Consider the following 13,237-nt stretch of genomic DNA (forward strand, 5'->3'; position numbering starts at 1 on the left):
ATGGAATTTGATGGAGCTATAGTTATTTTGTCTTACCCCGATACAGTGGTTCGTCCTGCATATTCTGAGTTTTCTAGTAAGGTTTGGCCTAAGTTAGGGATAGGGAGTGAGAATGCTATTCAGGCAGGTCATGCGGCCATGTTATTGATAGATAAAACAACTAAAAATGTAGATTATTTTGATTTTGGTAGATACATTACTTCATATGGAAATGGTCGGGTAAGAAGCAAAGAGACAGACCCTGAGCTAACAATGCCTTTTGCTGCAAAGCTTCAAAATAATAAGTTAGTTAATTTAAAAGAAATGTTGTTGTGGTTAGATGCAAATCCACATAAAACCCATGGAGAAGGTAGGTTGGTTGCTAGTGTTAATAACAAAATTGATTATAAAAAAGCATTAGTTTATATAAATAATTTATTAGAAAAAAAAGAAGTGCCTTATGGGGCTTTTGTTAAAAATGGAACAAATTGCGCTAGGTTTGTAACAGATGCTATTATTCAAGCTTGTGGTGATAAATCGGTGGTGTTAAAGCTAAAAACTTCTAATTTGTTAACGCCTAGTCCTATTGGGAATGCAATTAAAGGAACTACAGAAGAAGATATTTACGTGGTAGAAAACAAACAGGTAAATGATTATGTTAATAGATCTGTGGTTAAAGAATATGGGGCTTGTTTTTTAAATAAGTTTGAGCATGGTTTAGATTTAATAGGTACGGAGTTGCCAGATAAAGATTTATTCTATTTAGAGGATGGAACTTGGCTTGGCGGAATTGGTAGTGGAGCTTGGTTTAATATTGAGGCAAAAGAAGAAGTAAATTTATATAAAATTGCAAGGTATACTGTAAAAGGAGAAAAGGATTTTGAAGGTGTTTTTAAAATAAAAGATTTTAGTTTTGATATTGAAGAATCTTATGAATTTGTACATCCAACCAATTGTTTAGAAGTATTTATAGAGCAAGGTGATAAGGAGTTTAAATTGGTTAAAGTTTAGTTCATAATAGACTTTGTTTGCAGTTGAAACGGTGGTACAATAACTTTAAAAGTTTTTTTCTCATCAAGATTAAGCATGGTGTAAAAACCTTTCATGGAGCCACAGTTAGAAAGTAAAATACAATGAGATTTGTAAGCGTGTTTTTCTCCAGATTTAAGGATGGGTTGTAAGCCAATAACACCATCACCTTCAACAATTTCCGTGTGGTTTAAAGAGTCATATATTTCCCAGTGTCTAGAGAATAATTGAACCGTGTAAGGTGATAAGTTCTCAATACTAATATAATAATCATATAAATAATGCTTTTGTTGGTTACGTTCTTGTACACCACAAAAAACAGTATTCACTGATATTTTTATTCCTTGAGTAGTAGCCTCGGTCATTATCTTAGTATTGTTTGTTTAAATATAAATAAGAATTTTGTAGTAAACAACTAATTTTCTATTTGCTGTTTACTATTTCCTACTCCATAACCAACTACTTGATAATATATAGCGTTTTGGGCTTGAAAATAAACCAAAGCTTCATAGTTGTTTTCTGTTTCAAAATAAGAACCACTAATGGTTTTTTTATCAATGTTGTTTTGGTTGTAGACTACAAAATCATAATTGTAAAATCCCTGTTTTAAAAAAAGGCTACAAGTTAAATATTTACCAGATTCATCCAAACTTAATTTGTTTTCGTAGGTAAATTGGTAGTTGTTAAAAGCTCCGTAAATGTATATATCTTTGTTCTTGTATTCCTCTTTATTTGCTAAAGAAAATAAAACATTGCTGTATTCTGCTTCAGTTTTTGGATTGTTAGATCTAAAGTTTCTAACCACGTAGTTTCCGTTAATATCTGGGTTGTAAGTGTAAATACCATTAGCTCTATTTTTTTGAGTAAATAAAATGGTGTTAAAGTAGTTTTCTTCTCTGTAGGAACTAGAAATGTACCTAGTGTTTCTTAAAATTTCATTGTTATCAAAGTTTAAAAACTCATTTCCTGCAATAAATTCAGTTTCCTTACTTGGTCTGTATGTATATGTGTTGGTGTTTACAAAAGTGGGGGTTAAAAAAGGAGATTTTATTTGTTGGTCTCCATTTTGGAAAATAAAGGTTTTAATTTCGGAGTTAGGATAGTTAATTGGGAGTGTATTGTTTTGAATGACCAATGAAATAGCTTGTTTTTCGTTAAATGAAGCCAAATCTCTACTTTCAGATATTTTGATGTTTATAGATACTTTATTTTCGTAAATAACAATTCTTCTTTCGCAAACAACTTCATTTTCTACATTCAGTATTTGGAAAAGGTAGTTTCCGGATTTTGTAATTTTTGTATCCTCGTTGGGAATAGTAAATTCATAGTGAGTATAATTTTGCAATGTTCCAAAAGAATTCTCCATGTTGTTGATTTGCATATTGTTAAATCCATTAATAAAATAAGACATAGGAATATTAGAGGGAGTCCAGTCTATTTCGCAATGGGTAATTAAATAATAATATTCGTCTTGAGTTCCCTCAATATCATCAAAACCAAATGTAAAAGAACTGTTTAAAGGATGTATGGTTGAAGAAAATTCATGACTTTCGTTTTTAATAAAAACCGTTTTTATTTGAGGTGCATCTGTAATTTGTGCATTTGTAGCGTAGCCAATAAATAGTAAAAGATAAAATAAAATATAAAACATGTGTTTTGCTTGGTTGATGATTTAAATACTTGTTTTTTAATAATTTGAAAGGTTTTTTATAGCTGTTTTTTTGAAAACGTTTTCGGTGAAATAAAATTACTTAGAATTAATATAAATAAAATAAACAAGTCAAATTAAAGGTTGATTTGTAGCATTAAGAATACACAATTTAATTAAATTTGTTGCATATTTTATACGTAAAAAATAAATTAAATTTATAAATATGTCACAAGACATTAGGGTAAAAAAGGGCTTAGATATTAAGCTTAAAGGACAAGCAGCTATGACTACAGCTGCTGTTTCTCGTTCCGATTTATACGCTATTAAACCTACAGATTTTCATGGTATTACACCAAAGCTTGTTGTTAAAGCAGGGGAAGAAGTGAATGTTGGTGATGTGGTTTTCTTTTCTAAGGGAAATGACAGGATAAAGTTTACTTCGCCTGTAAGTGGAACGGTTAAAGAAATTAAGAGAGGTGCTAAACGTAAAGTTTTAGCCGTAATTATTGAAGCAAAATCAGAAGATCAATTCAAAGATTTTGGAGCAGCTAATCCTTTAGAATTAGAGAAAGAAGCTGTGTTAGAAAAGATTTTAGAGAGCGGAAGCTTTTCTTATGTAAAACAACGTCCTTATGACATTGTAGCAAATCCATCTGACAGTCCAAAAGCTGTTTTTATTTCTTCGTTTGATACTGCTCCTTTAGGACCTAACTATGCCTATGCATTAAAAGGTAAAGAAGAGGCTTTTCAGGCAGGAATTAATGCTTTGTCTAGATTAACTGAAGGAAGTGTGAATTTAGCAGTTGATGCTAATGAAGCTAGTTTCTTTCATAACATTACAAATGCTAATGTTGTTAAAGTTTCTGGTAAACACCCAGCTGGTAATGTAGGAACTCAAATAGCTGCTATCAATCCAATCAATCAAGGAGATCGTGTTTGGACAGTAAGCGCTCAAGGAGTAGCTACTATTGGGGAGTTGTTTTTAACAGGGAAATACAATCCAACAAGACTAGTTGCATTGGCAGGTTCTCAGGTTAAAAATCCTCAATACTACGAGTTAAAAGCAGGTCAAAACATTAAATCATTGATAGAACAAAATGCCGAAGTTAAAGGTTCTAGAATAATTTCTGGGAATGTATTAACAGGTCTTAAAATTCAACTAGATGATTTTATTGGGTTTTATGATAGCGTAATTACAGTCATTCCAGAAGGAGATAAACATCGTTTTATGGGGTGGTTGCCTTTTGTAGGGAGTAGTTCTATTCATAGTTTTGCTAAAACTTCTTTTGCTTGGTTAAACCCAAGTAAAGAATACACTTTAAACACAAGTTTAAATGGTGAAGAGAGAGCATTGGTAGTAACTGGTGAAATGGAAAAGGTTGTGCCTTTAGATATTTATCCATTACAACTATTAAAGGCTTGTATAGCAAATGATATTGAGAAAATGGAAAATTTAGGGATTTACGAAGTAGCTCCTGAAGATTTTGCTTTGGTTGATTATATCAACACTTCAAAAATTGAAGCTCAAGAGATCATCAGAGAAGGATTAGACTTAATGATTAAAGAAGTAGGATAATGGATTTTTTAAGAAAGAAATTTGACGAAATAAGAAAGCCTTTCAATCCGGGAGGTAAATTCGAAAAATTTGCTCCAGCAATAAACTCTATAGATACTTTGTTGTTTGTGCCTAAGCACAATACTCACAAAGGAGCACATATTAGAGATGGGGTAGATTTAAAAAGAGTAATGATTACCGTAATATTTGCTTTGTTACCAGCATTGTTATTTGGTATGTATAATTTAGGTTTCCAACACTATTCTCAGTTAGGAGAAAGCACTGCTTTTATAGACTGTATGCTTTTTGGAGCTGGTAAGTTTTTACCAATGTTAGTGGTTTCCTATGGAGTAGGTTTGGCAATAGAAATAGCTTTTGCCATTTACAACAAACACGAGGTAAACGAAGGGTATTTGGTTTCAGGAATGTTAATTCCTTTAATTATGCCAGTTGATTTTCCTTTATGGATGTTGGCTGTTTCTGTAGTTTTTGCAGTGTTTATTGGTAAAGAAGCTTTTGGAGGAACAGGAATGAATATTTTTAATCCAGCTTTAATTGCTCGTGCTTTTGCATTTTTCTCTTATGCTCCACAAATGTCTGGAGATAAGGTATGGGTGGCCGATGCAAGTACTATAGATGCTGTGTCTGGTGAAACTATTTTAGGGAAATTAGCAGCAGGATCCGATGCAGGTTGGTCTGTGTTTGAAATGTTCATGGGTTATATTCCAGGTTCTGTTGGAGAAACATCTGTGTTGGCCATTTTAATAGGAGCTGCTATTTTAATAGCTACAGGAGTTGGGTCATGGAAAATAATGGCTGGAGTTACCATTGGAGGTGCTGTAATGGGACTTATATTTAATGCACTTGGATTAAATGCATTAATGGATTTTCCTTGGTGGCAACATCTGTTAGTAGGAGGTTTTGCTTTTGGAGCCGTATTTATGGCAACAGACCCAGTATCTGGTGCACAAACTGAAAAAGGAAAATGGATCTACGGAATTTTAATTGGGTTCTTCGGAATCATGATTCGTGTATTCAACGGAGCCTACCCAGAAGGAATGATGATGGCCATATTATTAATGAACGTTTTTGCTCCAACAATTGACCATTACGTTATTGCTGGAAACATTAAAAAGCGTAAAAAACGTTTAAAAGCTGCATAATTATGAATAAGAATAGTAACGCATATACGTTTATCTTCGCAATCATTATTGTAACAATTATTGCAGGATTATTAGCATTTACAGCTACAAGCTTAAAGCCTTTACAGGATACAAACGTAAAAGCAGAAAAAATGCAAAATATATTAGGAACCATAGGGGTAACTGATGTATCGAGAGAAGAAGCAGAAATTGAATTTAACAAGTACATTAAAGAGCAATTGGCTTTAACTAATGATGGAAAAGTAGATGAAAATACAAATGCTTTTAAAATTGGTTTGAAAAATGAAGTTAAAAAGGATGTTGAAAAACAACGTTACCCTTTATATGTAGCTCAAAAAGATGGCGAAACATTTTATATTGTTCCTTTATATGGAGCAGGTTTGTGGGATGCTATTTGGGGGTATGTAGCTTTGGCTTCAGATAAAAATACCATTGTAGGTGCTAACTTTGACCATAAAGGAGAAACTCCAGGGTTAGGGGCAGAGATAACTACAGATTGGTTTCAAACTCAATTCAAAGGAAAAAAGATTTTAGATGAGTCAAACAATTTTGTTTCTGTAAGAGCTGTTAAAGGTGGTGCAAAAGCAGGTGATGATCATGGTGTAGATGCTATATCGGGAGGAACTATTACTTCTGATGGTGTGTCTAAAATGATAGATGAACGTTTGTCTCATTATTTACCTTATTTTAAAAATAACTAGTCATGGCAGAAGGAAAAGAAGCATTATTTTCAAAGCAAAATAAAGCGTTGTTATCAGATCCATTAAATGATAATAACCCAATTTCAGTTCAAGTATTAGGAATATGTTCAGCGTTGGCAATTACGGTTCAGTTAAAGCCGGCAGTTGTAATGTCTTTAGCGGTGTTGTTTGTGGTCATTGCATCTAATGTAATTGTATCATTAATACGTAATTTAATTCCAGGGCGTATTCGTATCATCGTTCAATTATTAATTGTTGCCTCTTTGGTAATTTTAGTAGACCAGGTGTTAAAAGCTTATGCTTATGATGTAAGTAAAGAGTTATCGGTATTTGTTGGATTAATTATTACCAACTGTATTGTAATGGGGCGTTTAGAGGCTTTTGCTTTGGCAAACGGTCCATGGAAATCTTTCTTAGATGGTGTTGGTAACGGTGCGGGGTACGCACTAATCTTGGTGTTAGTTGCTGTTTTTAGAGAGTTACTAGGGTCTGGTAAATTATTTGGTATAGAGATCTTGGGTCACAAAGCCAAAACCATAGCAGAGTCTACAGGTTTATATTCTTTAGGTTATGAAAATAACGGGTTTATGTTATTGTCTCCAATGGCATTAATTACTGTAGGTATCATTATCTGGGTACAACGTTACAAGAACAGAAAATTAATTGAACAACATTAAAATCTATAGTTACGATGGAATATATTAACATCTTTGTAAAAAGTATATTTATTGATAACATGGTATTTGCATATTTCTTAGGAATGTGTTCTTACTTAGCAGTATCAAAAACAGTAAATACAGCTGTAGGTTTAGGAGCGGCAGTAGTATTTGTATTGTCTATTACAGTTCCTGTAAACTTTTTAATAGACTCTTATTTATTAAAACCAGGAGCTTTATCTTGGTTAGGAGCAGAATATGCAGATATTGATTTATCATTCTTAAGTTTTATCATGTTTATTGCAGTAATTGCATCTATGGTACAGTTGGTAGAAATGATTGTAGAGCGTTTTGCTCCTGCATTATACGGAGCATTGGGGATTTTCTTACCATTAATTGCAGTAAACTGTGCTATTTTAGGAGGTTCTTTATTTATGCAACAAAAAGATTTTGCCAATGTGGGAGAATCTGCTGTGTATGGTCTAGGATCAGGTATCGGATGGTTGTTAGCAATTGTTGCTATTGCAGCTATTAGAGAGAAAATAGCATATTCTCATATTCCAGGACCTTTAAAAGGGTTAGGAATCACTTTCATCATTACTGGTTTAATGGCGATTGGGTTTATGAGTTTCTCAGGAATCAAATTATAATAATAAAGAACAGATATAATTATGAATGTAATTGCAATTAGTATCGTTGTTTTCTTGATTATTGTTTTAATCTTAGTGAGTATTTTATTAGGAGCTAAAGCAAAATTATTACCGTCAGGAAAAGTAAAAGTTACGATCAACGGAGAAAAAACAATTGAAGTAGATACAGGAAGTTCTTTATTAGCAACTTTAGGTAACGAAAAAATATTTTTACCATCAGCTTGTGGTGGAGGTGGAACTTGTTTACAGTGTGAATGTCATGTTCATTCTGGAGGAGGGGAAGCTTTGCCAACTGAAACACCTCACTTTACTCGTAAAGAGTTAGCAAAAGGGGCTCGTTTAGGATGTCAGGTAAAAGTAAAAAATGATATGGAAATTTCTATACCAGAAGAGATTTTCGGAATTAAAAAATGGGAAGCGACTGTAGTTCGTAACTACAACGTAGCATCATTTATTAAAGAGTTTGTTGTAGAAATTCCAGAAGATATGGATTACAAAGCAGGTGGATATATTCAAATTGAAATTCCACCATGTGAAGTAAAGTATTCTGATATGGATATTACAGCACATCCAACGGATCACCCTGGAGAACCTGATAAGTTTCAAACAGAATGGGAAAAATTTGGTTTATGGCCGTTGGTAATGAAAAACCCTGAAACAGTAGAGCGTGCTTATTCTATGGCTTCTTACCCTGCAGAAGGAAGAGAGATCATGTTAAATGTACGTGTGGCTTGTCCTCCTTTTGATAGAGTTAAAGGTGGATGGATGGATGTAAATCCAGGAATTGCTTCTTCTTATGTATTCAATCAAAAGCCAGGTGATAAAGTAACTATTTCAGGACCTTATGGAGAGTTCTTTATCAACGAAGATTCTGATGCTGAAATGATTTATATTGGAGGTGGAGCTGGTATGGCACCAATGAGATCTCACTTATATGAATTGTTCCATACCATGAAAACAGGTCGTAAAGTATCTTATTGGTACGGAGGTCGTTCCAAGCGTGAGTTGTTCTATATTCACTACTTTGAAGATTTAATGAAAAAATTCCCTAATTTCCAACTATACTTAGTTTTATCAGAGCCTTTAGAGGAAGATAATTGGAAAATTAAGAAAGATATTCATGACAAAGAAGGTGACGGATTTGTTGGGTTCGTACATCAATCTTTAATTGATAATTACTTAGGAAATCATGAAGCTCCAGAAGATATAGAATTCTATTTCTGTGGACCACCAATGATGAACCAAGCAGTGGTTAAAATGTGTGACGATTTTGGAGTGCCAAAAGAAAATGTACGTTTTGATGATTTTGGAGGTTAATAAATAAACCTTTTACTATAAAAAAAGCCTTTTAGAATTTTCTAAAAGGCTTTTTTTATTTACCTAAATATATTTCTTAGATTGGCTAATCAAACAAAACCCCTTTAAATTTTTTAAATGAAAAAGTCTACTTTACTTTTTATACTAACAATAATTTTTTCCAATTCTCTAATAGCTCAAAAAAAGAACATTACATTAAACGAAATATGGGGAGGAGTATTTAGAACAACTACTATTGATGAAATTCATTGGTTAAATAACGACAAAGAATACACAACGCTAAATTGGGATCCTATAACCAAATCAACAACTGTAGATTTGTATGATTTTAATTCTAATATTAAAAAGAAAACTATTGTTAGGTCTTCTCTTTTAAATATAGACCCTTTTTCTAATTATACTTTTAGTAAAAATGAAGAAAAAATATTGTTAGAAACACAAGTGCAACAAGTTTATAGAAGATCAACATTAGCCTTGTATTATGTTTATAACATAAAAACAGCAAAGCTAGTGCTTGTTGATGATAGAAAAATTCAAGAGCCAATGTTTTCTCCATCAGGAAATCAGTTAGCTTATGTATGTGATAACAATATTTATATTAAAAGTTTAATAGATAATTCAATTACACAAATTACAAATGATGGTATTAAAAATAAAATCATCAATGGTGTTACCGATTGGGTTTATGAAGAAGAATTCGAATTTGTTAGAGCTTTTGAATGGAACAAGTCAGGAACACAGTTGGCATACATAAAATTTGATGAAAGTAAAGTGCCAGAGTTTTCTATGGATGTATATGGAAATGATTTATATCCAACACAGCATGTTTTTAAATACCCTAAAGCAGGTGAAAATAATTCAGTAGTAACCTTACATAATTATAATGTAAAGTCTAAATCAACAACTCATATTAAATTTCCAAAGCCCCCATATTATATTCCTAGAATAAAATTTACAGAAAATGAAAACTTATTAAGTGTTCAGGTAATGAATAGACATCAAAATAACTTAGACTTATATTTTTGTGATGTAACTAAGAGTAAGACTTCACTAATATTGAATGAAATAAGTGATACATATATAAGTGTTACCAATGATCTTACTTTTTTACAAGACAATAGTTTTTTGTGGACCAGTGAAAAAAGTGGTTTTAACCATATTTATTATTATTCAAGCTCAGGGAAGTTAAAAAAACAAATAACTAAAGGAAGCTGGGAGGTAACTGCTTTTTATGGATATAATAAAGAGTTAAAAAACATATACTATCAATCTACAGAAAAAGGAAGCGTTAACAGGGTTGTTTATACTGTAGGTATTAATGGACAAAACAAGAGTATGTTGAGTCCTAAAATAGGAAGTAATCATGCTACTTTTAGTTCAGGATATCGTTATTTTATCAATACATTTTCAAATGCAACCACACCTCCTGTCTATACATTACACAAAACAGAAAATGCCAAGCAACTAAAAGAAATTACAAATAACAATAATTTATTAAGCAAGCTAGCGGGGTATCATTATACAGCAAAAGAGTTTTCTACCATCCGTATAAATGGGAACGATTTAAATATATGGATGATGAAGCCAGATAATTTTGATGAAAATAAAAGTTATCCAATGTTAATGTATCAATATAGTGGTCCAGGTTCGCAAGAAGTAGCAAACAAGTGGATGAGTTATAATGATTATTGGTATCAGTTACTTGCCTCAAAGGGGTATATAGTAGTTTGTGTTGATGGAAGAGGTACTGGGTATAAAGGTGCTCAGTTCAAAAAAGTAACTTATAAAGAATTAGGTAAGTTCGAAGTGCAAGATCAAATCCAAGCAGCCAAAGAATTAGGAAAATTGACATATATAGATAGTAATAGAATTGGAATATGGGGTTGGAGTTATGGAGGTTTTATGAGTAGCAATTGTATTTTAAAAGGTAATGATGTGTTTAAAATGGCAATTGCAGTTGCTCCAGTAACAAGTTGGAGGTTTTATGATTCTATTTATACCGAAAGATATATGCAAACACCTCAGGAAAACCCATCAGGATATGATTTAAATTCTCCGCTAAATTATACAGATCAATTAAAAGGAAAGTTTTTACTAATACATGGTTCTGCGGATGATAATGTACATGTTCAAAACTCAATGAGATTGATAAACGCTTTAGTCAACAATAACAAACAATTTGAGTGGGCTATTTATCCAGATAAAAATCATGGAATATATGGTGGTTATACTAGAATGCAGTTATATACTAAAATGACAAATTTTATAGAGCAGTCATTATAACACTTCCTGTTTTATAAATGATCAACATAAAACGCCGTAAGTGTTTATGTTTTTTTATTTTATTGATTTTTCTCATAGAGTTTGGTAGTCGTTAGTCTTTTAGTGTGTAGAATTTATTTTATTATAATTGTTGATTTATGTAGCTTATAAAAGATTTGAGAGAAGTCACTTTAAGGGAAATTCAATAAAATATAAAAGGTTAGAGATGTATTCAAGAGATATTTTGAAAAACTTTGAAAATTTTAGAGCGTGCAATATGCAAAGAATAAGGCGTTTAGATAATAAAATAAAAAAGGATAGAAAATAGTTTAAAAAAGATTAGGAAATAAATAAAAAAGGTGCGTATCTTTGCACCCGCAACGGCGATCAGGTAACTGATTTTTTGGGGCAAAAAAGTTCAGATACATTAAGGGTTTTATGGTGGTTTAGGCTACTGTTTTAGGATAGAAAAAGGTTTAGAATTTTTTTAAAAAATATTTTAAATTTTATTTGTTTTAGAAGAAATAAAGTTCTTATATTTGCAACCGCTTAGCGAGGCAGCTAAGTAGTTAACTTCGAGAGGAGTTACTGATAAAGAAGTCACGATGTGACTAAGTTCATTGAGAATATTGAAATTGACAGCGTAAAATTAGAAAGTAAAATTACATGACTAGATCATGAGATTTTTTTGAGCATCATCAAGATATTAAAATATTAACGATGAAGAGTTTGATCCTGGCTCAGGATGAACGCTAGCGGCAGGCCTAACACATGCAAGTCGAGGGGTAGCGGGAATTGCTTGCAATTTGCCGACGACCGGCGCACGGGTGCGTAACGCGTATAGAACCTACCTTAAACAGGGGGATACCCCATGGAAACGTGGACTAATATCCCATAGTGTTATAGATTCGCATGGATTTATGATTAAAGATTTATCGGTTTAAGATGGCTATGCGTCCTATTAGTTAGTTGGTAAGGTAACGGCTTACCAAGACATCGATAGGTAGGGGTCCTGAGAGGGAGATCCCCCACACTGGTACTGAGACACGGACCAGACTCCTACGGGAGGCAGCAGTGAGGAATATTGGTCAATGGAGGCAACTCTGAACCAGCCATGCCGCGTGAAGGATGACTGCCCTATGGGTTGTAAACTTCTTTTATATGGGAAGAACTATAGTTACGTGTAATTATTTGACGGTACCATACGAATAAGGACCGGCTAACTCCGTGCCAGCAGCCGCGGTAATACGGAGGGTCCAAGCGTTATCCGGAATCATTGGGTTTAAAGGGTTCGTAGGCGGGCTAATCAGTCAGAGGTGAAATCCAGCAGCTTAACTGTTGAACTGCCTTTGATACTGTTAGTCTTGAGTTATATGGAAGTAGATAGAATATGTAGTGTAGCGGTGAAATGCATAGATATTACATAGAATACCGATTGCGAAGGCAGTCTACTACGTATATACTGACGCTGATGAACGAAAGCGTGGGGAGCGAACGGGATTAGATACCCCGGTAGTCCACGCCGTAAACGATGGACACTAGTTGTTGGAATTATTCAGTGACTAAGCGAAAGTGATAAGTGTCCCACCTGGGGAGTACGGTCGCAAGATTGAAACTCAAAGGAATTGACGGGGGCCCGCACAAGCGGTGGAGCATGTGGTTTAATTCGATGATACGCGAGGAACCTTACCAGGGCTTAAATGTAGGATGCATTATTTAGAGATAGATATTTCTTCGGACTTCTTACAAGGTGCTGCATGGTTGTCGTCAGCTCGTGCCGTGAGGTGTCAGGTTAAGTCCTATAACGAGCGCAACCCCTATTTTTAGTTGCTAACAGGTCAAGCTGAGGACTCTAGAGAGACTGCCGGTGCAAACCGTGAGGAAGGTGGGGATGACGTCAAATCATCACGGCCCTTACGTCCTGGGCTACACACGTGCTACAATGGTAATGACAGAGGGCAGCTACCTGGCGACAGGATGCAAATCTTTAAACATTATCACAGTTCGGATTGGAGTCTGCAACTCGACTCCATGAAGCTGGAATCGCTAGTAATCGGATATCAGCCATGATCCGGTGAATACGTTCCCGGGCCTTGTACACACCGCCCGTCAAGCCATGGAAGCTGGGGGTGCCTGAAGTCGGTCACCGCAAGGAGCCGCCTAGGGTAAAACTGGTAACTAGGGCTAAGTCGTAACAAGGTAGCCGTACCGGAAGGTGCGGCTGGAACACCTCCTTTCTAGAGAAAAGAGATGAATGTTATGAGAAATCTTTTT

10 protein-coding genes and 1 rRNA gene are annotated in these 13,237 nt (G+C 33.9%); 9 read left to right on the forward strand and 2 right to left on the reverse strand.

The genetic code is table 11. From position 1 onward, the window contains the following. The gene (locus ACXGQT_RS11890) at window positions 1-990 is read left to right on the forward strand and encodes a DUF6695 family protein (protein WP_457828816.1); all 990 of its coding nucleotides are present in this window, start codon (window positions 1-3) and stop codon (window positions 988-990) included. Here ACXGQT_RS11890 and apaG read toward each other — a convergent pair. Further along, on the reverse strand, window positions 987-1,373 hold the full coding sequence (apaG, locus tag ACXGQT_RS11895) for a Co2+/Mg2+ efflux protein ApaG (RefSeq protein ID WP_457828817.1): 387 nt from the start codon (window positions 1,371-1,373) through the stop codon (window positions 987-989). The two genes, ACXGQT_RS11890 and apaG, sit on opposite strands and share 4 nt — an antisense overlap. 50 nt (window positions 1,374-1,423) lie before the next feature. Continuing rightward, entirely contained in the window at window positions 1,424-2,659 is a 1,236-nt protein-coding gene (locus ACXGQT_RS11900) for a type IX secretion system plug protein (protein ID WP_457828818.1), read from the reverse strand. A gap of 223 nt (window positions 2,660-2,882) precedes the next feature. Between ACXGQT_RS11900 and ACXGQT_RS11905 the strand changes: the two genes are divergently transcribed. The 8 genes from ACXGQT_RS11905 to ACXGQT_RS11940 all read left to right on the forward strand — a co-directional run bounded on the left by ACXGQT_RS11905 (window position 2,883) and on the right by ACXGQT_RS11940 (window position 13,200). Continuing rightward, on the forward strand, window positions 2,883-4,235 hold the full coding sequence (locus tag ACXGQT_RS11905) for a Na(+)-translocating NADH-quinone reductase subunit A (RefSeq protein WP_457828819.1): 1,353 nt from the start codon (window positions 2,883-2,885) through the stop codon (window positions 4,233-4,235). Next, window positions 4,235-5,377, forward strand: a complete 1,143-nt coding sequence (locus ACXGQT_RS11910; protein ID WP_457828820.1) for an NADH:ubiquinone reductase (Na(+)-transporting) subunit B — start codon at window positions 4,235-4,237, stop codon at window positions 5,375-5,377. The genes ACXGQT_RS11905 and ACXGQT_RS11910 overlap by 1 nt, the downstream gene beginning before the upstream one ends. A gap of 2 nt (window positions 5,378-5,379) precedes the next feature. Next, window positions 5,380-6,078, forward strand: coding sequence for an NADH:ubiquinone reductase (Na(+)-transporting) subunit C (gene nqrC / locus ACXGQT_RS11915; protein ID WP_457828821.1), 699 nt, complete (start codon window positions 5,380-5,382; stop codon window positions 6,076-6,078). Between the two features lie 2 nt (window positions 6,079-6,080). Continuing rightward, complete coding sequence (locus ACXGQT_RS11920; RefSeq protein WP_457828822.1) at window positions 6,081-6,755, forward strand: NADH:ubiquinone reductase (Na(+)-transporting) subunit D; 675 nt, start codon at window positions 6,081-6,083, stop codon at window positions 6,753-6,755. A 14-nt stretch (window positions 6,756-6,769) separates the two neighbouring features. Further along, a complete protein-coding gene (nqrE, locus tag ACXGQT_RS11925; protein ID WP_457828823.1) occupies window positions 6,770-7,384 on the forward strand; it encodes an NADH:ubiquinone reductase (Na(+)-transporting) subunit E in 615 nt (204 codons plus the stop codon). Between the two features lie 21 nt (window positions 7,385-7,405). Further along, on the forward strand, window positions 7,406-8,701 hold the full coding sequence (nqrF, locus tag ACXGQT_RS11930) for an NADH:ubiquinone reductase (Na(+)-transporting) subunit F (RefSeq protein ID WP_457828824.1): 1,296 nt from the start codon (window positions 7,406-7,408) through the stop codon (window positions 8,699-8,701). A gap of 117 nt (window positions 8,702-8,818) precedes the next feature. Further along, the gene (locus tag ACXGQT_RS11935) at window positions 8,819-10,984 is read left to right on the forward strand and encodes a S9 family peptidase (RefSeq protein WP_457828825.1); all 2,166 of its coding nucleotides are present in this window, start codon (window positions 8,819-8,821) and stop codon (window positions 10,982-10,984) included. A gap of 696 nt (window positions 10,985-11,680) precedes the next feature. After that, window positions 11,681-13,200: ribosomal RNA gene (locus ACXGQT_RS11940) — 16S ribosomal RNA — on the forward strand. Window positions 13,201-13,237 lie beyond the last annotated feature (37 nt).

The sequence above is a fragment of the Wenyingzhuangia sp. IMCC45467 genome, assembly GCF_054111205.1.

What these genes read in the sequence shown, in the direction of transcription:
- ACXGQT_RS11890 (WP_457828816.1), top strand. Translation starts at nt 1, where the DNA reads ATGGAATTTGATGGAGCTATAGTTATTTTGTCTTACCCCGATACAGTG.
- apaG (WP_457828817.1), bottom strand. Translation starts at nt 1,373, where the DNA reads ATGACCGAGGCTACTACTCAAGGAATAAAAATATCAGTGAATACTGTT.
- ACXGQT_RS11900 (WP_457828818.1), bottom strand. Translation starts at nt 2,659, where the DNA reads ATGTTTTATATTTTATTTTATCTTTTACTATTTATTGGCTACGCTACA.
- ACXGQT_RS11905 (WP_457828819.1), top strand. Translation starts at nt 2,883, where the DNA reads ATGTCACAAGACATTAGGGTAAAAAAGGGCTTAGATATTAAGCTTAAA.
- ACXGQT_RS11910 (WP_457828820.1), top strand. Translation starts at nt 4,235, where the DNA reads ATGGATTTTTTAAGAAAGAAATTTGACGAAATAAGAAAGCCTTTCAAT.
- nqrC (WP_457828821.1), top strand. Translation starts at nt 5,380, where the DNA reads ATGAATAAGAATAGTAACGCATATACGTTTATCTTCGCAATCATTATT.
- ACXGQT_RS11920 (WP_457828822.1), top strand. Translation starts at nt 6,081, where the DNA reads ATGGCAGAAGGAAAAGAAGCATTATTTTCAAAGCAAAATAAAGCGTTG.
- nqrE (WP_457828823.1), top strand. Translation starts at nt 6,770, where the DNA reads ATGGAATATATTAACATCTTTGTAAAAAGTATATTTATTGATAACATG.
- nqrF (WP_457828824.1), top strand. Translation starts at nt 7,406, where the DNA reads ATGAATGTAATTGCAATTAGTATCGTTGTTTTCTTGATTATTGTTTTA.
- ACXGQT_RS11935 (WP_457828825.1), top strand. Translation starts at nt 8,819, where the DNA reads ATGAAAAAGTCTACTTTACTTTTTATACTAACAATAATTTTTTCCAAT.